This is a genomic window from Paracoccus sp. (in: a-proteobacteria), from assembly GCF_030604785.1.
GTDB lineage: Bacteria > Pseudomonadota > Alphaproteobacteria > Rhodobacterales > Rhodobacteraceae > Paracoccus.
In genome coordinates this window covers 29,739-52,973 of sequence record NZ_JAUVVF010000023.1, presented here as the reverse complement: position 1 = coordinate 52,973, position 23,235 = coordinate 29,739, and the positions used below count along the sequence as shown (strand labels likewise).

Genomic DNA, 23,235 nt, shown 5'->3' with positions numbered 1-23,235 from the left:
GGATGAAGGCAGCATCCTCGACGAAGCGCCCCGGCGCCTGACCGATGCCGAGGTCGAGGATCTGCGCCGCCAGCTTCGGGACCTGCGGACCGCCCAGGCGGGCGGCGCGGGCTTTTCTGAGGCTGAACGCGATCTGGTCTTCCAGATCGCCGATGCGCGCCCTGCGCGCAAGCCGGTCTCGGTGCGCGGTCCCAGCCAGGAGGCGGTCCGCTCGGCCGTGACCGAGGCTGTCGGCACCGATCGGCCGCAGCCTCGCAGCGGCACCGATGCCGCCCCTCCGGCCCCGACGGCGCGCAGCGCGTCCTCGGGGAACCTGGCGCGGTCCACCCGCCCGCGCGCGAAGCCGCGCAGCGGAGGGGCGACCAGCATCAGCCCCGGCGCCGTGGAACAGGCGCTCGCAGCCGCAGTGGCCTCTGATCCGGTCTCGCCGGGCGCGGTCGCGCTGACCGGCCTGACCTCGTCGCCGCTGCCCCCGCGCCGCAGCGACGCCGCGCGTCCGACCGCCATCGCCTCGACGGTGACCACCAATGCGATGGCGGCCTCGTCCGCCGCCCTTGCCGCGCCGGTCGCCGCCGCCAGCGCGGCGACTGTGCCGTCGGCCGCCGAATTGCGCGCCGCAGCCGAAGCACAGGCCGCCGAGGCCGCCTTGGCCGAACAGCGTCGCCTCGACGCCGAATTGCAGGCCCAGGCCGAGGCCCGCGCCCGCGCGCAGGCCGCCGCCGATGCCCGCGCCGAGGCCGAGGCCCGCGCTCAGGCCGAAGCCCGCGCCCGCGCCCAGGCTGAGGCCGAGGCGCGGCAGGCCGCCGCCCGCAACCAGCAATACAAGCCGCAAGAGATCGACAACGAACCCGATGTCGTCGCCTCGATCCCGCAGGGCGCCATCGGCAATGCCGCCGCGACCGCCACGGTGAAGGACGGGATCCGGCTGAACAGCACGCAGATCATCGGCACGATTGGCGCGGGTCAGGCCAGCCGCGCGCTGGTGCGCCTGTCCAACGGACGCATCCTGACGCTGCGGATCGGGGACCGCGTCAATGGCGGCACGATCACCGAAATCCGCGACAGCCGCATCCTGTATAACCGTAACGGCCAGATCCAGGCGCTTGGCGTGCTGAACGGGCAATAGGCCCGCTCAGCCGTCGAGACGGGTGATCTCGAACCCTTCGGCGGCCAGAAGGTTCAGGACGCCCTCCTCCCCCGGCAGGTGCAGCGCGCCGAAGGCCGCGACGACATGGCCACCCTGCGCCGCCGCATCACCGGCCGCATCCAGCAGGGGTTCGATCCAGGCGCGATTGCGGCGCTCCATCAGCCGGTCCTGCATCAGCTCAAGCTGCGCGTCGATGACTTCCGGATCCAGTCCGGAATTGGCATGGGCGTCATGCCGGGCGAATTCCCACAGCTTCCAGACATCGCCCTCGAAATAGCTGTCGGTCAGGGTCACGGCGTAATCGTCGGCCAAGGCTGCGGCGGGCAGGTTGGCGCGGATCATGTCCAGCTCCTGATCGGGCGAGAGGTCCTCGAACAGGGTGAAGACGGTATCCCACGGCTCGAGCGACAGGACCGGCAGGCCCCGCGTTTCGGCCTCGTCGATCAGCATGTGATCGAGGCCATGCGCCACGCCGCCCGCCTCGGTCATCTGGCGCATCATGCAGGGCGAGATGCCCAGCATCATCGAGACATACCAGGGCCGCATCCGCGAGGCCATGATGGCGGGGATGCCCCGGTCCGACAGCGCCGCGGACAGGGCCGCCCATTCCTCGGGCGACAGACGCTCCGGCAGGGTCGGGCCGGTGGGGTCGACCATCAGCGTGGGGTCGGCGGTCAGCGCCTCGGTCAGGCGCGCCTGTTCGGCAGGCCCCGATTCGACCAGCAGCGTCGTGGCGCCCTCGAATTCGGGCCGCACGAGGTCCAGCGTGGCCGCGTGGCGCGGGTCGTCGAAATGGTAGGTGCCGACCAGCACCATCTGCAGATCGTCGCGCGTCGCCCGAAAGACCAGACCGCGCCGGAACGGCACGCCCTCGGTCGCGGCCTCGATGGCGGCGATATCCTCGGCGGGCATGGTCAGGAACAGGTTCTGCCCCTCGCAGGGTGTCGCCGCCTGCGCCTGAAGGCCGGTTCCCGCCACCAAGGCCAGTGCCAAGAAGATCCTTGCCGCCATGTTCCGCCCTTTCCGATCGTTGCGGCGCAACCCTGACACGATGCCCGCCCGGATGCCAGTTCGGCGGGCGCGCTGCCCGTTGACAGAACCGCGAGATTTGCCTAGATCACCGTCATTGGCACTCGCACTCGGTGAGTGCCAACAGCGAAACACTGCAACCTGAAACATCGGAGTGTTCACCAATGGCATTCAAACCGCTGCATGACCGCGTGCTCGTCCGCCGCGTCCAGTCGGAGGAAAAGACCAAGGGCGGTCTGATCATCCCCGACAGCGCCAAGGAGAAACCGGCCGAGGGCGAAGTGATCGCCGTGGGCGAAGGCGCGCGCAAGGATTCGGGCGAACTGATCGCCCCCGCCGTCAAGACCGGCGACCGCGTGCTGTTCGGCAAGTGGTCGGGCACGGAAGTGACCGTCGACGGCGAAGAGCTGCTGATCATGAAGGAAAGCGACATCCTGGGCATCATCGCCTGATCGTCCGACCCTTCCTTCAACGATAAATTCAGGAGATTCAAATGGCTGCGAAAGAAGTCAAGTTCAGCACCGACGCCCGCGACCGGATGCTGAAAGGCGTGAACATCCTTGCCGACGCCGTGAAGGTGACGCTTGGCCCGAAAGGCCGCAACGTCGTGATCGACAAGTCCTTCGGCGCCCCGCGCATCACCAAGGACGGTGTCTCGGTCGCCAAGGAGATCGAGCTGTCCGACAAGTTCGAGAACATGGGCGCCCAGATGGTCCGCGAAGTCGCTTCGCGCACCAACGATGAGGCCGGCGACGGCACCACCACCGCCACCGTTCTGGCCCAGGCCATCGTCAAAGAGGGCATGAAGGCGGTTGCCGCCGGCATGAACCCGATGGATCTGAAGCGCGGCATCGATCTGGCGACCTCGAAAGTCGTCGAGGCCATCAAGGCTGCCGCCCGCCCGGTGAACGACAGCGACGAAGTCGCCCAGGTCGGCACCATCTCGGCCAACGGCGAAGCCCAGATCGGCCGCTTCATCGCTGATGCGATGCAGAAGGTCGGCAACGAGGGTGTCATCACCGTCGAAGAGAACAAGGGGATGGAGACCGAGGTCGAAGTCGTCGAAGGCATGCAGTTCGACCGCGGCTACCTGTCGCCCTACTTCGTGACCAACCCCGACAAGATGGTCGCGGATCTGGAAGACGCCTACATCCTGCTGCACGAGAAGAAACTCTCGTCGCTGCAGCCGATGGTTCCGCTGCTGGAAGCCGTCATCCAGTCGGGCAAGCCGCTGGTCATCGTGGCCGAGGACGTCGAGGGCGAGGCTCTGGCCACGCTGGTCGTCAACAAGCTGCGCGGCGGTCTGAAGATCGCGGCCGTCAAGGCTCCGGGCTTCGGCGATCGCCGCAAGGCCATGCTGCAGGACATCGCGATCCTGACCGGCGGTCAGGTCATCAGCGAAGACCTCGGCATGAAGCTCGAGAATGTCGGCATCGACATGCTGGGCCGCGCCAAGAAGGTCTCGATCAACAAGGACAACACCACCATCGTCGATGGCGCCGGTGAGAAGGCCGAGATCGAAGCCCGCGTGTCGCAGATCCGTCAGCAGATCGAGGAAACGACCTCGGACTACGACAAGGAAAAGCTGCAAGAGCGCGTGGCGAAGCTCGCCGGCGGCGTTGCCGTGATCCGCGTCGGCGGCATGACCGAAGTCGAAGTGAAAGAGCGCAAGGACCGCGTCGATGACGCGCTGAACGCGACCCGCGCGGCCGTTCAGGAAGGCGTCGTGGTCGGCGGCGGTGTCGCTCTGGTCCAGGGCGGCAAGGTGCTGGAAGGTCTGACCGGCGCGAACAGCGACCAGAATGCGGGTATCGCCATCGTGCGCCGCGCCCTGGAAGCCCCGATGCGCCAGATCGCCGAAAACGCCGGCGTCGACGGCGCTGTCGTGGCCGGCAAGGTCCGCGAATCGTCGGACAAGGCCTTCGGCTTCAACGCCCAGACCGAAGAATATGGCGACATGTTCAAGTTCGGCGTCATTGACCCGGCCAAGGTCGTCCGCACCGCTCTGGAAGACGCGGCCTCGGTTGCCGGTCTGCTGATCACCACCGAAGCCATGATCGCCGAGAAGCCCGAGCCCAAGGCCGCGGCTGGCGGCGGGATGCCCGACATGGGCGGCATGGGCGGCATGATGTAATCATCCCCCTGCCCCTTCGCACACGGAAAGGGCGCCCCCTCGGGCGCCCTTTTTGCATGCGGGATCAGGGGACGGGCCGGGACGGGGTTCGTCGACCCGTCAGCCTGCGAATGGCCCTATTCCGCCTGTGCCCCGCCGGGGCGACGCAGCAGCGACTGGACCGTGTAGACCAGGATCGCCATGCCGACCGCCCCCATCGCCGCCACGCCCAGCAGCACGATCACATCGACCGGCCCGCCGATGTCGCGAAGATGCGAATTCGTGACGGCCTGGGTGAACAGGACGGCGGCTACCGCGCCGAACGGCATCGACAGCTGCGCCCAGAGGAATTTCCGCACCGAAAGCGACCGGTCGCGGATCAGCACATAGAGATAGGCCAGCGTGACCATCACGGCCGCGGCCAGCATCAGCCAGAACAGGGTCGCGCCGAACATCTCCTGAAAGACGGCCAGCAGGGTCTCGAATGTCAGTTCCTTCATGGCGCCCTCCTCAGGCCTTGCCGCGCAGCATCGCGTTATAGGTGGCCTTCAGCGCCACCTCCTTCATCAGCCAGCTGATCCACAATTCCTCGAGCGGCGCGATGAGGCCCGGGAAGGACGGGACCAGATTGTCCTTGTAGTCGAACTCGACCAGCATCGCGCGGCCGACCCGCGTGATCAGCGGACAGGACGTGTAGCCGTTGAAGGTCTCGGTTCCCTCATGGCCCTCGATGGCGGCGACAAGGTGATCCTCGACCACCGGGACCTGCCACTTGACCGATGCGGCGGTCTTGCCCTTGGGCACGCCCGCGACATCGCCCAGGGCGAAAACCTCGGGATAGCGCAGATGGCGCAGGGTCTGCTGGTCGCATTCGACCCAGCCCTGATCGGTCCATTTGTCGGCCCAGGACAGGCCCGATTCCCGGATCACCTGCGGGGCGCGCATCGGCGGGATGACGTGCAGGTAATCGTAATCCATATCCACCTGCGACACGCTTTCCGCGCGCGTCACCGGATCGATGGTCGTCGCCTCGAAGCGCGCCTGCTTGCGGCCGGGCTCGATCGAGATCAGCTTGTGGCGCAGATGCGTGTCGATGCCTCGCTCGGCATAGAGCATCCGCACCTTTTCCGCCACGATCGGCACCGAGAACAGCGCCCCCTGCGGGGCGGTGTATTGAAACGAATGGCGCCCGGCGGCGGGGCCGCGGCTGGCGATGTCCTCGATCAGGAAGGTATGCTTCAGCGGCGCGCCCGCGCATTTCATCTCGGTCGCGGGGCGGGTGAAGACGCCGACGCCGCCATTCTCGATGAAATGGCTGGCGGCCTGCCAGGTGCGTGCGGCGTAATCAGGCCCGGCGTAAAGCGCGCCGATGCCGTCCCGGCCGACCATGTCCAGCGAGAAGCCGGGGATCGCGTCGTGATCCAGCACCAGACCCGGCGCCACGATGAGGAAGTCGTAATCCAGCCGCGTGCCGCCCTCGGTCTCGACGCGGCGCGCCTCGGGGTCGATGGCGGCGGCGCGCTCGGCCAGCAGCGTCACACCGCGCGGTATCCAGTCGGTCGTGCGGGAGACGGTGTAGGAGGCCGGTTTCAGCCCCGCGGCGACCAGTGACAGGCCGGGCTGGTAGTAGTGTTCGGTGCGCCCGTCGATCACGGTGATCTGCGCCCCGTCCAGACGCTGCACCAGCCGGTTGGCCAGCGCTGTCCCCGCCGCGCCCGCTCCGATGATGACGATGCGCGCATTGGTCGTCACCGAGGCGCGCGCCGGGCGCGCGGCCTGTGCGGTGGCCGCAGCAGCAAGCCCCGCAGCGGCAAGGCCGAAAAAGCCGCGGCGGCTTGACGAGAATGGGTTGGTCTTCTTCACGGCAGGATTCCCCCCAAGGTCCGCGCCCGCCAAAGCGGGCATGAGTGAATGTTCAGGAAAATGCCTGCCTCCGCCCGCCCGGTCACAGGGCCGGGACGACGGAACCAGCTTGCGGACCCTGCCCCGGGTCCGGATTTCGCGCGCCAGACATTCCTTGACCGGAATGTATACCGGTCCAAGCCGTCGCGCGACCTTGATCTATATCAATGATTGAATGTGTTTTCGGCGCCCGCCGGCGTCACGAGATGACGGTCTCGGCCCCCATCGCCTCGCCAAGCGAGCGGAAGCGGCTTCGCGCCACCTCGCCCATCAGATCGCGGCCCGTCGCGGTCAGCTTCAGCTCGATCCGCTTGCCAGGCACGTGGATCAGGCGCCCCGCATCGGCCGGGTCGTCGATGGCGAACATCGCGCCGAAGCGCATCGCCTTGCCCAGGATCTCGGCCTCGCGCAGGTGGGTCTTGTCCAGCAGATCGAAGAGCGGCGCCATGGGCGACTTCGCGCGGCTGTTCTTGTAGCGGTGCAGCAGCGCGACGCCCAGAAAGACGCGTTCGGGATGGCTGAGCGCGGCCATGTTCGCGCGGGTGACATTGTCGAAACAGGCCTCGGCCCGGTAATCGGGATGGGCGCGCCATGCCGTGTCGTGCAGCAGGCAGGCCGCGCGCATCAGCCGGTCGCGTTCGGGCGGCATGTCCGGAAACAGCGGCAGCAGGAAGTGATAGAGCTTCTTGCCGAAGCCGGGCAGCCGGGCCATCTGCTTTTCGGTGAAGCGCGCAGCCTCAAGCAGCGGATCACGGCGGCGCAGCTCGCGCGACATGTGTTCGTAAAGCAGCCCCTCGCGGATGCCGTAGCTCGAGACGTTCAGTTCCTCGGGCGCGAAGACGCGAACCAGCCGCGACAGGACGCGCCCAGCCAGCGGAACCAGTTCGATCCGCGAGGTCGAGATGCCGGTCCGCGCGCGCAAGGCCGCCAGATCGTGCTGGCCGATCCAGTCGACCGTCGCCAGCACGTCCTCGGGGGTCATGCGGTATTCGTGCAGCACAGTCATCGGGTAATTCCGGCGTTCCATGTCCAGCCGGGCGATGGCCCGCCACGAGCCGCCGACCAGATAGAGCCGCTTGTGATCGCCGCCCATCGCGGCCAGCAGTTCCGACAGGATCGCGTCGATATGGCCCTTCAGCGCGTCCTCGGACACCTGTTGCAGCCGGAACGGCCCCAGTGGCGAGGTCGCGCGCCGCCCGACCTTGCCCCCGCCCAGTTCGGCCAGCTCCATCGAGTTGCCGCCGATATCGCAGACCAGCCCATGCGCCTCGGGCCAGCCCAGCAGCACGCCCTGCGCCGACAGCCGCGCCTCTTCGGCGCCGTCGATCACGTGCAGCTTCAGCCCGGTCTCGCGTTCGACCTGTTCCTGAAAGGCCGGGCCGTCCTCGGCCTCGCGGACGGCGGCGGTGGCCACGCAGGTCAGGGGCTCGATATCCATGCTGCGCGCCAGGGCCGCGAAACGGCGCAGCGCGGACAGGCCCCGGCGGATCCCCTCGGGGTTCAGGCGGCCGGTCCGGGCCATGTCCTGCCCCAGACCCGCCATGATCTTCTCGTTGTAGAAATAGGCGGGCGAGCGGGCGGCACCGTCGAACACGACCAGCCGGATCGAGTTCGAGCCCACATCGACCACGCCCACCCGGCGCAGGGCGCGCTTGGGCAGCTTGCGGAATTTGGGGCCGAAGGGATCGACCTTGCGGCCCGATGTGGTTCTGACGCCGTTCATGCCTGTCCGTCCTTGCGCCGCAGCGCGCTATTCCGCCGAATGGGTCAGCGCCGGGACATCCCGCGCGCCTGCCGTTCCCCGCCCGGAAAGAGAAGGGTTTTCCATGAAGAACCGGTGACAGTTGAACAGATCGTCCCGGCCCTCGGGAAGATATCGCACATAGCGGCCGTCGGGTTGCAAAAGCCAGCTCTGCGCCTCGTCGGCCATGTTGGCGGCCATGACCTGGCTGACGATCTGGGCCTTCACGGTCTCGTTGTGGCATTCCAGCAGCGTCTCGACCCGGCGGTTGAGGTTGCGGTCCATCCAGTCGGCCGAACTGAAGAAGACCCGCGCCTTGGCCGAGGGCAGCCCATGCCCCGAGCCGAAGCACACGATGCGCGAATGCTCCAGATAGCGCCCGACGATGGATTTGACGCGGATATTGTCCGACAGCCCCTTGATGCCGGGGCGCAGGCCGCAGATGCCGCGCACGATCAGGCTGATCCGCACCCCCGCCTGGCTTGCCGCATAGAGCGCGTCGATCACGTCCTTTTCGATCAGCGCGTTCATCTTGGCCCAGATCTCGGCGGGACGACCCTGCCTTGCATATTCGGCCTCGCGCGCGATCAGGTCCAGAAGCCGCGATTTCAGGTCGATGGGCGCGATGGCCAGGTTTTCCAGCCCGGCGGGCTGCACATAGCCGGACAGGTAGTTGAAGACCTTGGTCGCGTCGCGGCCAAGCGCGGGATCGCAGGTGAACAGCGACAGGTCCGTGTAGATCCGCGCCGTGATCGGGTGGTAATTGCCCGTGCCGTAATGGGTATAGGTCACCAGCGCGTCACCCTCGCGCCGCACGACGGTGCTGATCTTGGCATGGGTCTTGTAGTTCACGAAACCATAAACGACATGCGCGCCCGCCCTTTCCAGCCGACGCGACTGGCGGATATTCGCCGCCTCGTCGAAGCGGGCCTTCAGCTCGACCAGCGCGGTGACGGACTTGCCGGCCTCGGCCGCCTCGCAAAGCGCGTCCACGATGGGGCTGTCGCGGCTGGTGCGGTAAAGCGTCTGCTTGATCGCCAGCACGTCCGGATCGCGCGCCGCCTGCGCAAGGAAGCGCACCACCATGTCGAAGGTCTCGTAGGGGTGGTGCAGCAGCATGTCCTTCTGGCGGATCGCGGCGAACATGTCGCCGTCATGGTCCTGCACCCGTTCCGGCACGCGCGGCGTGAACGAGGGCCACAGAAGGTCGCGGCGATTGTCCAGCACCAGTTCGCGCAGATCGGCCACGCCCAGAAGCCCCTCGACCTCGACCACCTCGTCGGGGCCGACCTCAAGCTCGTACATGATCAGGCGGCGCAGGCGGTCGGGCGCGCCCGCGGTGATCTTCAGCCGGATCACGCTGCCCCGGCGGCGGCGCTTCAAGGCGGTCTCGAATTCGCGGACCAGATCCTCGGCCTCGTCCTCGACCTCCAGATCGCTGTCGCGCAGCACGCGGAAGCTGCAATGGCCCGCATCCCGATAGCCGGGGAACAGGCTGGACAGGTGCATCAGCAGCAGGTCCTCCAGCTTCAGGAACCGCTCGCCCCCGGGCAGGGCGACAAAGCGCGGCAATTGCGCCGGGATGGGCAGCAGCGCCTGCATCTGGCGGCCATCCGTCTCGCGCGCAAGTTCGAGGGCCAGCGAAAAGCCGGTATTCGGGATGAAGGGGAACGGATGGGCCGGGTCGATCGCCAGAGGCGACAGGACCGGAAAGACGCGGGTCTCGAAATAGTCCCGCAGCCATGTCTCTTCGGCGCGCGTCAGGCGCTGGCGGGACAGGATCACGATCCCCTCGCGTTCCAGTTCGTGCCGCAGACGGTTCCAGACGCTTTGCTGCGCACCCATCAGACGCCTTGCATCGGCGTTGATCATCGCCAGCTGCTCGGCCGGGGTCAGCCCGTCATCGGACAGGCTGGAATTGCCCTCGCGCATCAATTCGCGCAGACCGGCCACGCGGACGGTGTAGAATTCGTCAAGGTTCGTCGCGCTGATCGAGACAAAGCGCAACCGCTCCAGCAGCGGGACGCGGGGGTTGCGGGCCTCGTCCAGAACGCGCCAGTTGAAGGACAGCCAGCTGAGTTCGCGGTTGAAGAACCGCGCCGGGCCTTCGGGGGGACCGCCCTCGAGGGGCTGGGCTTCGGGAAAGGGCGTTCTGAGAAAATCGGCGAGCGTCATGGTCATCACATTGCCAGGATGGCGCGATCATGCCCGCTCGGTCGAGAGATTGTCCAGCAGGTCGGCGGCGATCCGGCGGGTCACGGGGCCTTTTTCGGCCATCGCCGCGCGGTCCATCGCGGCGACCAGCCGCCGCGCCAGACCCAGATCGCGGTCCATGTGCAGGACCAGCCAGTCGATCAGCCCGGCCGAGACCGAAAGCTGCCTGTCCGCGAACAGCTTGACCAGCACGGCGGCCAGCAATGTCTCGTCCGGCGGGCCCAGATGGACCTGCGGCATCGCGTCCATCCGCGAACGCAGATCGGGCAGGACCAGCCCCCAATCGCGCGGCGCCCTGCGCGCGGTCAGCAGCAGCAGGCAGTCGCGCGGCCCGCAGAGGTTCCACAGATGGAACAGCGCCTGCTCGGCCCCCGCCGCGAAGCCGGCATGATCGGCATCCTCGACCACCACCGCCCCGCCCTCGGCCGCCAGCAGGTCGGCCGCATCGGGACGCAGGGCAGCGGCGCTGATGCGCCGGGCACCGTTCTCGGCCGCCCAGAAGGCCGCCATATGCGTCTTGCCCGCACCTTCCGGACCGATCAGCAGCATCCGCCCCTGCGGCCAAGACAGTGGCTGGTCCAGCACGCGAAGCGCGGCCTCGTTCGCGGGCGCGGCCAGGAAGTCGGCGCGCGCATGGGCCGGGGGCGTGGTCAGGTCCAGCGTCAATTGGCGCGAGGTCGAGAACAGCGTCATGCGGCCGGACCCTGCCCGCCGGGGGGCGGCGTTTCGGGCGACAGCGGCACCAGCTCGACCCGCAGGGGGGCGGCGGGTTCGGGCGCGGCGCCCTCGCCGGTATAGAGCCCGCTGACCAGGTAGCGCGATGTCAGGAAGCGCGCCAGAACCCCAAGCGCCGCCGCCATCGGCACGGCCAGGACCAGCCCGACAAAGCCGAACAGCGATCCGAAGACCGACAGCGCCAGCAGCAGCCAGACCGGGTGCAGCCCGACATGGTGGCCGACGATCTTGGGTTGCAGGTAATTGCCCTCGACAATCTGGCCGATGGCGAAGATCGCGATGACCGCCCCGATCCAGAGCGGGTCGCCCCAGAAGCTGAACAGCGCCACCCCGATCGCCGTCGCGCCCCCGATCAGCACTCCGACATAGGGGATGAAGGACAGGACCGCCGCCATGATGCCGATGAAGAACCCGAAGGGCAGCCCGACCAGCATCAGCATGAAGGCATACCACGTCCCCAGGATCAGGATCACCAACGCCTGCCCGCGCAGGAAACCGGCCAGGGCGGCGTCGATCTCGGTCGCCAATTGCCGGATGACAGGGGCGTGTTCGCGCGGCAGCAGCGTGTCGACCCGCGCGACCAGATGGTCCCAGTCCAGCAGCAGGTAGAAGGCCACGACCGGCACGATCACCAGCAGCGCGACGGTGCCCACGAATCCCCGGACAGAGCCCAGCACCCGCCCGGCCAGCGCGCCCGCCTGTTCGCGAAGCGCGGCCGCCATCTCGGACACGGTCTGCCCCGATTGACCGGCATCGGGGATCAGCGCGGGAAAGCGCGTCTCGACGAACAGGCGGGCCTGTTCGTACATCTGCGGCGCGGTCTCGATCAGCGCGCCTGCCTGGCGCAGAAGCAGCGGCACGATCAGCAGCACGACAGTGACGAAGGCCAGCACCATCACCAGCGTGATCACGACCACGGCCATGGTGCGCGACAGGCCCGCCCGCTCCAGCCGGTCAGCCAACGGGTCCAGCAGATAGGCGATGCCCGCGCCCAGGATGAAGGGCAGCACCGCCTGCCCCAGAAGCCACAGCGAGACCAGCAGGACAGTCGCCGCAAGGCCCCACCAGATCAGTTGCAATCGAACCGGAATACCCATCGCGCAAAACCCCCGCACCGCACAGGGTCTATCTGCCCGCGCACAGGCCTCATGGCAAGGCCGGGCCTTGCATCGCAGCCGCCTTTGGCCCAAGACGGCCCTGCAAACCCTGCCAGATACGAGATCGCCCATGCGTCTGTCGCGTTATTTCCTGCCCGTCCTGAAGGAAGACCCCAAGGAGGCGCAGATCGTCAGCCACCGCCTCATGCTGCGCGCGGGGATGATCAAGCAGCAGGCTGCGGGGATCTATTCCTGGCTGCCGCTTGGCCACAAGATCCTGCGCCGGATCGAAACCATCGTGCACGAGGAACAGGCCCGCGCGGGTCATATCCCGATGCTGATGCCGACGCTGCAGCCGGCCGATCTGTGGCGCGAAAGCGGGCGTTACGACGATTACGGCGAAGAGATGCTGCGCCTGAAGGACCGCCACAAGCGCGACCTGCTCTATGGTCCCACCAATGAGGAGATGATCACCGACATCTTCCGCAGCCATGTGAACAGCTACAAGGACCTGCCGCTGACGCTGTATCACATCCAGTGGAAGTTCCGCGACGAGATCCGCCCCCGTTTCGGCGTGATGCGCGGCCGCGAATTCCTGATGAAGGACGGCTACAATTTCGACCTGACCAAGGAAGACGCGCTGCACGCCTATAACCGCCATCTGGTCAGCTATCTGCGGACCTATGAGCGCATGGGCCTGCAGGCCATTCCGATGCGCGCCGATGGCGGGCCGATCGGCGGCGATTACACGCATGAATTCCTGGTTCTGGCCGAGACGGGCGAATCCGAGGTCTTCTATGACAGCGAGATCACCGACCTGACCTTTGGGGACCGCCAGATCGACTATGATAGCGTCGAGGAATGCCAGGCCGTGCTGGAGGAATTCACCAGCCGCTATGCCCGCACCGACGAGACCCATGACGAGGCGGTCTATGCCCAGGTCCCCGAGCAACGCCGTCGCAAGGCCCGCGGGATCGAAGTCGGCCAGATCTTCTATTTCGGCACCAAATATTCCGAACCGATGGGCGCCACGGTGGTCGGCCCCGACGGCGCGCGCGTGCCCGTGCACATGGGTAGCCACGGCATCGGCGTCTCGCGCCTGCTGGGCGCCATCATCGAGGCCAATCACGACGACAAGGGCATCATCTGGCCCGAGGGCGTGACCCCCTTCCATGCCGGCATCGTCAACCTGAAACAGGGCGACGCCTCGACCGACAGCGCCTGCGAGGCGCTGTATGCGGCGCTGCGCGCGCAGGGTCTGGACCCGCTCTATGACGACCGGGACGAACGGGCGGGCGCGAAATTCGCCACGATGGACCTGATCGGCCTGCCCTGGCGGATCACGGTCGGCCCGCGCGGACTGGCCGCCAACAAGGTCGAGCTGACCGACCGCCGCAGCGGCGAAAGCACCGAGGTGACCCCCGAAGAGGCCGTGGCCCGACTGGCGCGCATCTATGCCCCGGTGCTGGCGCGGGCCTTCCCGATCGCCTGACGGGCGCATGAACCCGGCCCGGCGCTGCCCTGACGGGGCGGCGCCGCGGCGTCACCGATCTGTGACAAGGCGGCACTAGGCTGATGGCTCGTTCAACAGCCGCAAGAGTGTTCCATGACCGCCCGCCTGCCCTGCCTGTGCTCGGCGCTGGCCCTTCTGGCCGCATCGCCCGCCTTGGCCGAAAGCCACTTCAACCGCATCGCCACCCTGCCCGTCACCCGCAACATGGCCGAGGGCGAGGACCTGTCCCGCGAAAGCTCGGCCGAGATCATCTCGGCCTCGGAAGACGGGATGATGCTGGTCTATACCGACAGCCCCCTAGGCGTGATCGGCCTGATCGACATCACCGATCCGCAAGCGCCCCGCGCGTTGGGCAGCATCGACATGGAGGGCGAACCGACCACCGCCGTCTTCATCGGCGCGACGGTCTTTGCGGGCGTGAACACGTCGGACAGCTTCGACAACCCCTCGGGGCGTCTGGTCGCGGTCGATCCCGCGGCCATGGCGATCACCGCCTCGTGCGAGCTGGGCGGTCAGCCCGATGCGGTGTCGCGCGCGCCCGATGGCAGCTTTCTGGCCATCGCCATCGAGAACGAGCGTGACGAGGATCTGGGCGATGGCGGCCTGCCCCAGATGCCTGCCGGCCATGTCGTCAAGCTGCCCGTCGTCGACGGCACGCCCGATTGCGACGCGATGCAGGTCATCGACCTGACGGGGCTGGCCGACATCTTCCCCGAAGACCCGGAGCCCGAATTCGTCGATGTGAACGCGGCGGGCGAGATCGTCGTCACGCTTCAGGAAAACAACCACATCGTCATTATCGGCGCCGACGGGTCGATCCTGTCGCATTTTTCGGCCGGCGAGGTCGCGCTGGAGGGCGTCGACACCCGCCGCGACGGCGCGCTGGATTTCTCGGGCAGCAAACCTGCCGCCCCGCGCGAACCCGATGCGGTCAAGTGGCTGGACGACCAGCACATCGCCTTTGCGAACGAGGGCGACTGGCAGGGCGGCACCCGCGGCTGGTCAATCTTTCACCGCGACGGCACGCCGGTCTGGGATTCGGGCGCCTCGCTGGAACATGCCGTGGTCGAGCTGGGCCATTACCCCGAACATCGCAGCCATTCCAAGGGCATCGAGCCCGAGGGGCTGGAGATCGGCACCTTTGACGATGTGCCGATGGTCTTTGTCGCGCTGGAACGCGCCTCGCTGATCGCGGTCTATGACGTGTCGGACATCGCGGCGCCAAGACTGCATCAATTGCTGCCCTCGGGGAGCAGCCCCGAGGGCGCGGTGGCGATCCCGGCGCGCGGACTTCTGGCCACGGCCAATGAACTGGATGCGCGGGCCGATGGCGGGGCGGGCAGCCATGTGATGATCTACGAATGGCAGGAGGCGCCCGCCGCCTATCCGATGATCACCTCGGCCGGCGCGGACAGCCTGATCGGCTGGGGCGCGCTGTCGGGCATGGTCGCCGATGCCACGGTTCCCGGCAGGCTTTATGCCGTGTCCGACAGCGTCTACGGGATGCAGCCTGCGATCTTCACCATCGACGCCACCCAAAGCCCGGCGCGCACCACCGACAAGATGGTGGTGACGCGGTCCGGCCAGCCCGCGCAGAAGCTGGATCTGGAAGGCATCGCGCTGGCGCCGGACGGGGGCTTCTGGCTGGCTTCGGAGGGGCGGTCGGACCGGCTGATCCCGCATGCCGTCTATCGCATCGACGCGAAGGGCGAGATCCGCGAGGAAATCGCCCTGCCCGCCGAACTGGTCGCGCACGAGATTCGCTTCGGCTTCGAGGGGATCGCCGTGCAGGACCAGACCCTGTGGCTGGCCGTGCAGCGCGAATGGCGCGACGATCCGGCGGGGATGGTCAAGCTGGTGGCCTATGACACGGCGGCCAAGAGCTGGGGCGCAGTCCATTATCCTCTGGACAGCCCGGCCGAGGGCGCGTGGATGGGCCTGTCCGAGATCACGATCCATGGCGACTGGGCCTATATCGTCGAGCGCGACAACCTGATCGGCGAGGCGGCGACGACGAAGCGGCTTTACCGCGTGGCCCTGTCGGCGCTGGACCCCGCTCCTCTGGGCGGGCCGCTGCCGGTCGTGGAGAAGCAAGAGGTGCGTGACTTCATCCCCGACCTCATGGCGCTGAACGGCTATGTGCAGGACAAGGTCGAGGGTTTCGCCATCGACGCCGCGGGCGAGGCCTGGGTCGTGACCGACAATGACGGTGCGCAGGACGCCTCGGGCGAGACGCTGTTCTGGACGATCGGCCGGATCGACTGATCCTGCGCCGAAGCGGCAGGCGGCGCGCCCGCCTGCCGCGTCTGCCTCAGACCCAGCCCATCAGGACGGGTCCGAGGATCAGCCCCGCCAGAACCAGGCTCTGCCCGATCAGCAGCGCGATGGCACCCGGCCCCACCTCGGCCAGCCGCGCCAGCGATGTCTTCATCCCCACCGCCGCCACCGCCGCGACCAGGATCGCGCGCGAGGCGACCGAGGCCGCATCGGTGATCATGTCGGGGACCAGATGCGCCGAATTCAGCCCCGCCAGAACCAGAAAGGCCAGCACGAAGCCCGGCAGGATCGGCGTCTTCGCCCGCCCCTGCCCCGACTGCCGCAGGATCAGCGCCGCGACCAGCACGACCGGCGCCAGCAGCGTCACGCGGATCAGCTTGACCACCGTGGCGGTGTCGCCGGCCTCGTCCGACAGCGAATAGCCCGCGCCCACGACCTGGGCCACATCATGGATCGTGCCGCCAAGGAACAGCCCCGCCTGATGCATGTCCAGCCCCAGCAGCGTGGCCAGCGCCGGATAGAGGATCATCGCCAGCGTGGACAGCGCCGTGACGGTGATCACCACGAAGGACAGATCGCGTTCCGTCGTGGGACGCGGCGGCAGGACCGAGGCGATGGCCATCGCCGCCGACGCGCCGCAGATCGCCACCGAACCGCCGGTAAGAAGGCCGAAGGCCCGGTCATGGCCCAGCCGCCGCATCAGCGGCACCGAGCCCAGGATCAGCGCCGCGATCGAAGCCGCGATCAGCGCGACGAAAGGCCAGCCGATCAGCGCGACCATCTCGACCGAGACGCGCAGCCCCAGAAGCGCCACGCCCAACCGCAACAGGCCCCGCGCGGCAAAGTCGATGCCGGGGGCGGCGCGGGCATCCTCGGCCATGAAATGCAGCGGCATCCCCAGCAGGATCGCCATCAGCATGACCGGCGCCCCGTAATGGGCCGACAGGAACTGCGCCGCCATTGCCACGATCACGGCCAGCGTGACACCGGGGCCCAGCAGGCGCAGCCGTTCGATATTCACAGGCTGCATGGCTGCGGCCCTTGTGAAAGGGGCCTTGCAGCCCCCTTCCTGTCATCGGGAATGGTGGTCACTGGATGTCCCTTGTCCGTTCCTCGTTCACGGCCGCCTCGGCCTCGGCCACGGCATCGCGGAACAGGGCCAGGATCTCCTCGCCGCCGCTGACGGACGAGGTGAACCATGCATAGACCGGCTCGGCCGCTTCGGCAAAGGCGGCCCTTTCCTCGGGCGTGGGGACATAGACCTCGCCGCCCGCGGCGGCAAAGGCCTCGTAGGCCGGGATCGACTTGCGCTTGGGCGAGGCGAAGGTCGCCTGTTGCAGCGCGTAGAAGCCGTCCACGACGATCTGGCGCATGTCCTCGGGCATGGCCATGAAGCTGTCGTTCGACATCCACCAATAAGCGCCCATATAGGCGTGCTGGTCCAGCGTCAGGTAGCGCAGCCCGGCCTCGGGAAAGCGCATCGACATGATGTCGGTAATGCCGTTCGCGGTCCCCTCGACCACGCGCGTCTGAAGCGAGGTGAAGAGTTCCGGCCACGGGATCGGCGTGGGCGAGGCGCCCATCGCGCGGGCCAGTTCCTGCGGCAGGTCCGCCACCACGGTCCGCATCTTCAGCCCGGCCAGATCGGCAGGCGTCTGCACGCGGCGCTGCGTATTGGCATAGCTGCGCCAGCCGCCAGTATTGCCGATGGTCATCAGCCGCAGCGTGTCGCCGCTGTCCTCAAGCGCCCGGTCGCGCAGATAGCGCATGAAATCGCCCGACAGCACCCGCTCCGCGACCCGGTCGTCGGCCATCAGATAGGGCATGTCCAGCACCTGGAAATAGGGAAACAGCCCGGCCGCCCCGTCCAGCGTCGAGATGTAGACGTCGATCGAGCCATCGGCCACGCCCTGCAGGCATTCCGCCCCGTTCGAGCAAAGCTGCGTGCCCATGTAGATCTCGACCGCGATGGCGCCGTTCGAGGCCGCCTCGACATGAGACTTGAAGACCTGCAGCCCGTCGTAATCCTCGTCCTCCTCGTTCGAGTTGGCGACGGCGCGGATCGTGTAATCCTGCGCGAAGGCGGGCGCGGCCAGCGCCAGGGCCGCCGCAAGGGCCAAGGTGGTCTTGAACATGGTGGTTTCCTCCCGGGTTGGTGTTATCGGTCAGTCCGCAAAGCCGGTCAGGCGCGGAATGGTCATGGACAGGGCGGGGAAATAGGTGATCAGGAAGATCACCGCGATTTCGACCGCAAGGAATGGCAGGATCGCGCGGGCGATGGTGGTCACGCGTTCCTTCGAGACGGCGGCCGCCACGAACAGCACCAGCCCCATCGGCGGCGTCGCCAGACCCACGGTCAGGTTGACGCACATGATGATGGCGAAATGCACGCTGTCCACGCCCATGCTTTCGAAGACGGGGGCAAGGATCGGCGCCAGGATGATGATCGCGGGCCCGGCATCAAGGAACATGCCGACCACGAACAGCAGCAGGTTGATCAGGAACAGCAGCAGCAGCGGGTTCGCCGTCAGCCCCAGGATGAAATCGGCCATGATCTGCGGCGCGTGCGACAGCGAAACGACCGTCTTGAACGACATCGCCGCCCCCACCAGCAGCAGCACCACCGCCGATGTCAGCGCCGCCCGGCCCAGCACGTCGGGCAGCTCGGCCACCCGCATCGTCCTCAGGACGAAAAGCGAGATGATCATCGCATAGACGACCGCGACGGCGGCAGCCTCGGTGGGCGTGAAGATGCCGCCGAGAATGCCGCCCAGGATGATGACCGGCGTCAGAAGCGGCCAGAACGCCCTGAGGCTGGCGCGTCCGCGCGCGGCCCAGGGCTGGCGGGCCGAGGCGATGGGGAAATCGTAGCGGTCCGCCATGATCTTGATGACGAACATCAGGCCCAGCCCGACCAACACGCCCGGCACGATGCCCGCCAGGAACAGCGCGGCCACGCTTTCGCCCATGACATAGGCGTAGATGATCATGATCCCCGAGGGCGGGATGATCGGGCCGATCACCGAACTGGCCGCCGTGATCGCGGCGGCGAAGCGGCGGGTGTAGCCCTGCTTCTCCATCGCGGGGACCAGCATAGAGCCAAGCGCCGAGGTATCGGCCACGGCAGAACCCGAAAGCCCCGCGAACAGCATCGAGCTGAGCACGTTCACATGCGCCAGCCCGCCCCGCAGATGGCCCATCAGGGCCTGCGCGAACTCGACCAGCCGCAGCGTGATGCCGCCGCGGTTCATCAGCTCGCCCGCCAGCATGAAGAACGGGATCGCCATCAGCGGAAAGCTGTCCATCCCGTTGTAGAGGTTGCGGTACAGCAAGGTCAGGTCGCGTTCCTGACCGTTCATCCACAGGATGATGCCGGGCGCGGCCAGCATGCCAAAAAAGACCGGCAGGCCCAGCATCAGGAACAGAAGGAACAGCGGCAGAAACCAGATCAGCATCAATCGACCCCCCGCGCGCCGGTCTCCATGCCGTCCCCGGTGGGGATCGGCGGCAGGTCGCGCACGCCCGCCAGCTGCGCCAGATTGCGCAGGATCAGTTCGACATTGACCATGATCAGCAGGACCAGCCCGACCGGGATCGAGGCCATCATCCAGGACCGCGGCACGCGATACCATTCCGACAGGTCCAGCGAGACCGGCACGAACAGCGAGGCGCTGGCAAAGCGCCCGCCAAGGCCCGTCACCTCACGCCAGCCGATCTGCAGCGCGACGACCAGCACGGCCAGCGAAACCAGCAGCAGCACGATGTTCAGAAGCCGCGCCAGCAGCGCGGGCAGCAGCATGGGCACGAAGTCGATCGCGACAAATCCGCCCCGGCGGAACGCCGTCGGCGCCATGAGCCCGGTCATCCACATCATGCAGAAGCGCGCGGCCTCGTCCGGCCAGGCCAGCGCGCTGTTCATGATGTAGCGCTGAAAGACCTGCAGGATCGTCACCGCGACCATGATGGCAATGGCGACGATGCCGCCCGCGCGGCCCAGCCTCAGCACTGTTTCGTTGACCCGGGACAGGGGCCGGATCACGGCCTCGAACAGGCTCATTCTTGTTCCCCCCTCTGCCGCCGCGCCTCCCCGCGCGGGGCGTTTCACTTGACCGAGATGTCGGCGATCCGCCCGCCGAAGAAGGCCAGCGGCGCGCCCTCGGTCAGCGTCGCCTGAAGCACACGGCCCACGACGATGGCGTGGTCCCCGGCCTCGTGCAGCGCAAAGCGCTGGCAGTCAAAGCGCGCCAGACAGCGGTCGAGGATCGGCACGCCCTGCCCGTTGCGCCCCGCCAGATCGCAGAGCGCGTCGCGGTTGCGCGCGACCGTCCAGGCCAGATCGGCCTGATCGGCGGCCAGGACATGGATCGCGTAATGCTGCGCGGCGGCAAAGACCGGATAGCGGGTGCTGGCGCGGGCGGGCGACCACAGGACCAGGGGCGGCTCCATCGAGACCGAGGAAAAGCTGTTGGCGGTGATCGCCACGCATTCCCCCGCCGAGCCCGTGGCGGTCACGATCGTGACGCCGGTGGCAAAGCGCCCGAACGCGTCGCGCAGCTGGCGGCCATTCTGCGGATCTGGAACGAAGCTTGCGGGATCGCTCATCTGCATCACGCGACCTCTCGGCCCAGTGCCGCTTCGTAAAGCTGGAACCACTCGGTCCGCGACAGGCTGACCTTCAGCGCATCCGCTATGGCCGCGATGCGGGGCAGCGCATTCGTGCCCATGACCGGCAGGATCCGCGCGGGATGGCGCAGCAGGAAGGCCACCGCCACCGCCGCCCGGTCCACGCCATGCGCGGCGGCAATGCGGTCCATGACTTGCGCAACCGGGCCGTCGCCCCTCATCAGGCTGCCGCCGCCCAGAGGCGACCAGGCCATGACCGGATCGCGGCGGCGCTGATGATAGGCCAGATCGCCATCGGTGAAGGCCTCGATCCGGGCCAGCGATATCTCGATCTGGTTCGTCGCCAGGGGCGTCTGCATCGCCGATTGCAGCAGTTCGACATCCCAGGGGCGGAAGTTCGAGACACCGACCGCGCGAACCTTGCCCTCGGCCACCAGCGCGTCCAGCGTGCGGCCCGTCTCGTCGTGGTCCATCATCGGATCGGGCCGGTGGATCAGCAGCAGGTCGATCCGGTCCGTGCCCATGTCGCGCAGGGACGCCTCGACCGAGGCGCGGATATGCGCTTCGGACGTGTCGTAATGCTTGCAGGGCGCGGCGGCGTGCCGGCCCATCGGCGCGACGATGCCGCATTTCGTCACGATCTCGATCCGGTCGCGCAGGCCGGGGCTGGCACGCAGAGCGTCGCCCAGGACCGCCTCGGCGGTGTAGCCGCCATAGATGTCCGCCTGGTCCATTGTGGTGATGCCCTGGGCCAGACAGGCCTCGATCTTGGCGCGCACATGGGCGGGCGAGGTGTCGGGATCATCCCCGATCCGCCACATCCCGTAGACCAGCCGCGACAGGCTGACCCCGCCCTTCAATACGATCCGTTCCATCATCAGCGCCTTTCGCCTGCGGCCAGCGGGGTCGCGGGGGCGCGCTCCGGCACGCGGCCCCAGACCCGGTTCAGCTGGCAGGTGTTCATCTGGGGCAAGACGCGGCTGCCGAAATGGCAGGCCTCGTCCTTGTGCGGATAGCCCGACAGGATGAAGGCACGGATGCCCATCTTCCGCAACTCCTCGAGCTTGGTCAGGACCTGATCGGTCGAGCCGACGATGGCCGCCCCGCAGCCCGACCGCGCGCGCCCGATGCCCGTCCAGAGATTGGGTTCGATATAGCCCTCGTCATCGGCCAGATCGCGGTTGCGCGCCTGACGGCTGACGCCGAGCGATCCGGCATCCAGAGCGCGCTCGCGGATCGCGCGGCCCTGTTCGTCGTCCAGCTGGCTGACCAGTTCGCGGGCATATTCGCGCGCCTCGGCCTCGGTGTCGCGGACGATGACATGGGCGCGGAAGCCGTAATCCAGCGTCCGGCCGTATTTCTCGGCGGCCGCATGGGCGGCGCGCATCCGGTCGGCGATGTCCTCGGTCTTTTCGGGCCACATCAGATAGACGTCGCAATGCTGGCCGCACAGATCCAGCGCGTCGGGCGAATAGCCGCCGAAATACAGCATCGGCCCGCCCTGCTGATAGGGCTTGGCGGGATCGGTGGTCAGGCCGGTGAAATTGTAGACCTCGCCCTGATAATCGATCTGCTCGCGGCTCCAGGCCTGCTTGAGGATCTCGACCACCTCGCGCGAGCGTTGATAGCGATAGGGGCTCGGCTCCTGCTGGCCGGGGAAGTCGCTGCTGATGATGTTGACCGTCAGGCGGCCTTTCAGCATGTGGTCCAGCGTGGCGATGGTGCGCGCCAGCATGATCGGCTGCATCTCGCCGCAGCGCACGGCGGCCAAGAGGTTGATGCGCTCGGTGATCGGCGCGCAGCCCGCGACGAAGGACAGCGTGTCCTGCCCGACCTGGTAGCTGGACGGGCACAGGATGTTGCCGAAGCCCTGCGCCTCGGCGGTCTTCACGATGTCGCTGCAATGATCCCACGACGATCTCAGATCGCCCTCGGGCACGCCCAGATGGCGGTAATCGTCGGAACACAGCGCCGAGAACCAGGCGACTTCGACGGCCTTCAGATCGGCCGATGTGACGGGAACGACGGGCATTCTCTCCTCCGTGAGTCGCCTGCGGTTTCCTCTTGCATAAAGCTGTCCTTGATGTAGATCAATGGTGCATCAATTTTCGCCGAGGGGGGGGAGCCATGGCGGAGAAGCAGCGCGCCGACGCCCTGCCCATCCATATGCAGATCAGCGAGATGATGATCCGCGACATCGCTGCGGGCCGGCTGGTCGACGGCCAGAAGCTGCCGCCCGAACGCCAGATGGCCGAGGCTCATGGCACGACCGTGCGCACCCTGCGCAAGGCCCTGGCGGCGCTGGCCGATCAGGGCCTGCTGGAACGGCGGCAGGGTTCGGGAAACTACATCCGCGCGGGCGGTCAGGCGGTGTCGGTCTATTCGATGTTCCGGCTTGAACATGCGCGCGGCGGAGGGGGTCTGCCGAATGCGCGCATTCTGTCGGTCGACCTGTTGCCCAAGGATGCGGCCCAGCCGGCCTATGGCGCAGCGGACGAGGCGACGCGCTTCCGCCGGCTGCGCTTTCTGGATCAGGTCCCCATCGCCGTCGAGGAGATCTGGCTGGATGCCGGCGCGGGCCGCATCCCTCGCGATCAGGTGCAGGATTCGCTTTATCTGACCTACAAGCGGGCGCTGAAGCTGTGGATCACGCGGGCCGAGGATCGCGTGGGCCTGGGCACCGTTCCCGACTGGGCGCCGGACGATTTCGGCCCCCGCCCCGGCGCGACCTGCGCCTATATCGAGCGGCTGTCCTGGGCGCAGGGCGCGCAGGCGGTCGAGTTCTCGCGCACCTGGTATGACCACGAAAAGGCGCTTTACGTCCAGCGCCTCATCTGAGGAGAT

19 protein-coding genes and 1 pseudogene are annotated in these 23,235 nt (G+C 67.5%); 6 read left to right on the top strand and 14 right to left on the bottom strand.

Translation table 11 applies throughout. The annotated features are described in order from the left end of the window. Positions 1–1,126: pseudogene (locus QAR72_RS09260) on the top strand (hypothetical protein); the annotation flags it as partial. Between the two features lie 6 nt (positions 1,127–1,132). On the opposite strand, the gene QAR72_RS09255 reads toward QAR72_RS09260, so the two are convergent. Further along, positions 1,133–2,158, bottom strand: coding sequence for a TraB/GumN family protein (locus QAR72_RS09255; RefSeq protein WP_304617086.1), 1,026 nt, complete (start codon positions 2,156–2,158; stop codon positions 1,133–1,135). 182 nt (positions 2,159–2,340) lie between these two features. Here QAR72_RS09255 and groES point away from each other — a divergent pair, with 182 nt between their 5' ends. Together groES and groL are read left to right on the top strand one after the other, a co-directional pair. Continuing rightward, on the top strand, positions 2,341–2,628 hold the full coding sequence (groES, locus tag QAR72_RS09250; RefSeq protein ID WP_304617088.1) for a co-chaperone GroES: 288 nt from the start codon (positions 2,341–2,343) through the stop codon (positions 2,626–2,628). A gap of 41 nt (positions 2,629–2,669) precedes the next feature. Continuing rightward, a complete protein-coding gene (gene groL, locus QAR72_RS09245) occupies positions 2,670–4,310 on the top strand; it encodes a chaperonin GroEL (RefSeq protein WP_304617085.1) in 1,641 nt (546 codons plus the stop codon). A 116-nt stretch (positions 4,311–4,426) separates the two neighbouring features. Here groL and QAR72_RS09240 read toward each other — a convergent pair whose 3' ends face one another. The 6 genes from QAR72_RS09240 to QAR72_RS09215 all read right to left on the bottom strand — a co-directional run bounded on the left by QAR72_RS09240 (position 4,427) and on the right by QAR72_RS09215 (position 11,960). Further along, positions 4,427–4,789: a DUF5368 domain-containing protein gene (locus QAR72_RS09240; protein ID WP_304617084.1), complete on the bottom strand. Its 363-nt coding sequence runs from the start codon at positions 4,787–4,789 to the stop codon at positions 4,427–4,429. A 10-nt stretch (positions 4,790–4,799) separates the two neighbouring features. Next, on the bottom strand, positions 4,800–6,152 hold the full coding sequence (locus QAR72_RS09235; protein ID WP_304617083.1) for an NAD(P)/FAD-dependent oxidoreductase: 1,353 nt from the start codon (positions 6,150–6,152) through the stop codon (positions 4,800–4,802). A gap of 238 nt (positions 6,153–6,390) precedes the next feature. Then, entirely contained in the window at positions 6,391–7,914 is a 1,524-nt protein-coding gene (locus tag QAR72_RS09230; RefSeq protein ID WP_304617082.1) for a Ppx/GppA family phosphatase, read from the bottom strand. Between the two features lie 27 nt (positions 7,915–7,941). Then, positions 7,942–10,107: an RNA degradosome polyphosphate kinase gene (locus tag QAR72_RS09225; RefSeq protein WP_304617087.1), complete on the bottom strand. Its 2,166-nt coding sequence runs from the start codon at positions 10,105–10,107 to the stop codon at positions 7,942–7,944. A 27-nt stretch (positions 10,108–10,134) separates the two neighbouring features. Continuing rightward, positions 10,135–10,839: a chromosomal replication initiator DnaA gene (locus QAR72_RS09220; protein WP_304617081.1), complete on the bottom strand. Its 705-nt coding sequence runs from the start codon at positions 10,837–10,839 to the stop codon at positions 10,135–10,137. Next, the gene (locus tag QAR72_RS09215) at positions 10,836–11,960 is read right to left on the bottom strand and encodes an AI-2E family transporter (RefSeq protein ID WP_331497650.1); all 1,125 of its coding nucleotides are present in this window, start codon (positions 11,958–11,960) and stop codon (positions 10,836–10,838) included. Before QAR72_RS09215 ends, QAR72_RS09220 begins: the two co-directional genes overlap by 4 nt. Positions 11,961–12,108: 148 nt before the next feature. Between QAR72_RS09215 and proS the strand changes: the two genes are divergently transcribed. Both proS and QAR72_RS09205 read left to right on the top strand, forming a co-directional pair. Further along, complete coding sequence (proS, locus tag QAR72_RS09210; protein ID WP_304617079.1) at positions 12,109–13,470, top strand: proline--tRNA ligase; 1,362 nt, start codon at positions 12,109–12,111, stop codon at positions 13,468–13,470. Between the two features lie 114 nt (positions 13,471–13,584). After that, positions 13,585–15,756, top strand: a complete 2,172-nt coding sequence (locus QAR72_RS09205; protein ID WP_304617078.1) for an esterase-like activity of phytase family protein — start codon at positions 13,585–13,587, stop codon at positions 15,754–15,756. Between the two features lie 46 nt (positions 15,757–15,802). On the opposite strand, the gene QAR72_RS09200 is transcribed toward QAR72_RS09205, so the two are convergent. The 7 genes from QAR72_RS09200 to QAR72_RS09170 are packed head-to-tail and all read right to left on the bottom strand — an operon-like array spanning position 15,803 to position 22,423. Beyond that, on the bottom strand, positions 15,803–16,798 hold the full coding sequence (locus tag QAR72_RS09200) for a YeiH family protein (protein ID WP_304617077.1): 996 nt from the start codon (positions 16,796–16,798) through the stop codon (positions 15,803–15,805). A 58-nt stretch (positions 16,799–16,856) separates the two neighbouring features. After that, entirely contained in the window at positions 16,857–17,903 is a 1,047-nt protein-coding gene (gene dctP / locus QAR72_RS09195) for a TRAP transporter substrate-binding protein DctP (protein ID WP_304617076.1), read from the bottom strand. A 30-nt stretch (positions 17,904–17,933) separates the two neighbouring features. After that, positions 17,934–19,223 carry a TRAP transporter large permease gene (locus tag QAR72_RS09190; RefSeq protein WP_304617075.1) on the bottom strand — a complete coding sequence of 430 codons (1,290 nt, stop codon included), beginning with the start codon at positions 19,221–19,223 and terminating at the stop codon, positions 17,934–17,936. Next, positions 19,223–19,825 carry a TRAP transporter small permease gene (locus QAR72_RS09185; protein ID WP_304617074.1) on the bottom strand — a complete coding sequence of 201 codons (603 nt, stop codon included), beginning with the start codon at positions 19,823–19,825 and terminating at the stop codon, positions 19,223–19,225. Before QAR72_RS09185 ends, QAR72_RS09190 begins: the two co-directional genes overlap by 1 nt. A 44-nt stretch (positions 19,826–19,869) precedes the next feature. After that, a complete protein-coding gene (locus QAR72_RS09180) occupies positions 19,870–20,370 on the bottom strand; it encodes a flavin reductase family protein (RefSeq protein WP_304617073.1) in 501 nt (166 codons plus the stop codon). Between the two features lie 5 nt (positions 20,371–20,375). Then, entirely contained in the window at positions 20,376–21,266 is an 891-nt protein-coding gene (locus QAR72_RS09175; protein ID WP_304617072.1) for an aldo/keto reductase, read from the bottom strand. 2 nt (positions 21,267–21,268) lie between these two features. Beyond that, positions 21,269–22,423 (bottom strand): LLM class flavin-dependent oxidoreductase, encoded by a 1,155-nt coding sequence (locus tag QAR72_RS09170; RefSeq protein ID WP_304617071.1) that lies wholly within the window; start codon positions 22,421–22,423, stop codon positions 21,269–21,271. Between the two features lie 95 nt (positions 22,424–22,518). Between QAR72_RS09170 and QAR72_RS09165 the strand changes: the two genes are divergently transcribed. Beyond that, positions 22,519–23,229 (top strand): GntR family transcriptional regulator, encoded by a 711-nt coding sequence (locus QAR72_RS09165; RefSeq protein ID WP_304617070.1) that lies wholly within the window; start codon positions 22,519–22,521, stop codon positions 23,227–23,229. The last annotated feature ends 6 nt before the right edge of the window (positions 23,230–23,235 follow it).

What these genes read in the sequence shown, in the direction of transcription:
- QAR72_RS09255 (WP_304617086.1), bottom strand. Translation starts at nt 2,158, where the DNA reads ATGGCGGCAAGGATCTTCTTGGCACTGGCCTTGGTGGCGGGAACCGGC.
- groES (WP_304617088.1), top strand. Translation starts at nt 2,341, where the DNA reads ATGGCATTCAAACCGCTGCATGACCGCGTGCTCGTCCGCCGCGTCCAG.
- groL (WP_304617085.1), top strand. Translation starts at nt 2,670, where the DNA reads ATGGCTGCGAAAGAAGTCAAGTTCAGCACCGACGCCCGCGACCGGATG.
- QAR72_RS09240 (WP_304617084.1), bottom strand. Translation starts at nt 4,789, where the DNA reads ATGAAGGAACTGACATTCGAGACCCTGCTGGCCGTCTTTCAGGAGATG.
- QAR72_RS09230 (WP_304617082.1), bottom strand. Translation starts at nt 7,914, where the DNA reads ATGAACGGCGTCAGAACCACATCGGGCCGCAAGGTCGATCCCTTCGGC.
- QAR72_RS09225 (WP_304617087.1), bottom strand. Translation starts at nt 10,107, where the DNA reads ATGACGCTCGCCGATTTTCTCAGAACGCCCTTTCCCGAAGCCCAGCCC.
- QAR72_RS09220 (WP_304617081.1), bottom strand. Translation starts at nt 10,839, where the DNA reads ATGACGCTGTTCTCGACCTCGCGCCAATTGACGCTGGACCTGACCACG.
- proS (WP_304617079.1), top strand. Translation starts at nt 12,109, where the DNA reads ATGCGTCTGTCGCGTTATTTCCTGCCCGTCCTGAAGGAAGACCCCAAG.
- QAR72_RS09205 (WP_304617078.1), top strand. Translation starts at nt 13,585, where the DNA reads ATGACCGCCCGCCTGCCCTGCCTGTGCTCGGCGCTGGCCCTTCTGGCC.
- QAR72_RS09200 (WP_304617077.1), bottom strand. Translation starts at nt 16,798, where the DNA reads ATGCAGCCTGTGAATATCGAACGGCTGCGCCTGCTGGGCCCCGGTGTC.
- dctP (WP_304617076.1), bottom strand. Translation starts at nt 17,903, where the DNA reads ATGTTCAAGACCACCTTGGCCCTTGCGGCGGCCCTGGCGCTGGCCGCG.
- QAR72_RS09190 (WP_304617075.1), bottom strand. Translation starts at nt 19,223, where the DNA reads ATGCTGATCTGGTTTCTGCCGCTGTTCCTTCTGTTCCTGATGCTGGGC.
- QAR72_RS09185 (WP_304617074.1), bottom strand. Translation starts at nt 19,825, where the DNA reads ATGAGCCTGTTCGAGGCCGTGATCCGGCCCCTGTCCCGGGTCAACGAA.
- QAR72_RS09180 (WP_304617073.1), bottom strand. Translation starts at nt 20,370, where the DNA reads ATGAGCGATCCCGCAAGCTTCGTTCCAGATCCGCAGAATGGCCGCCAG.
- QAR72_RS09175 (WP_304617072.1), bottom strand. Translation starts at nt 21,266, where the DNA reads ATGGAACGGATCGTATTGAAGGGCGGGGTCAGCCTGTCGCGGCTGGTC.
- QAR72_RS09170 (WP_304617071.1), bottom strand. Translation starts at nt 22,423, where the DNA reads ATGCCCGTCGTTCCCGTCACATCGGCCGATCTGAAGGCCGTCGAAGTC.
- QAR72_RS09165 (WP_304617070.1), top strand. Translation starts at nt 22,519, where the DNA reads ATGGCGGAGAAGCAGCGCGCCGACGCCCTGCCCATCCATATGCAGATC.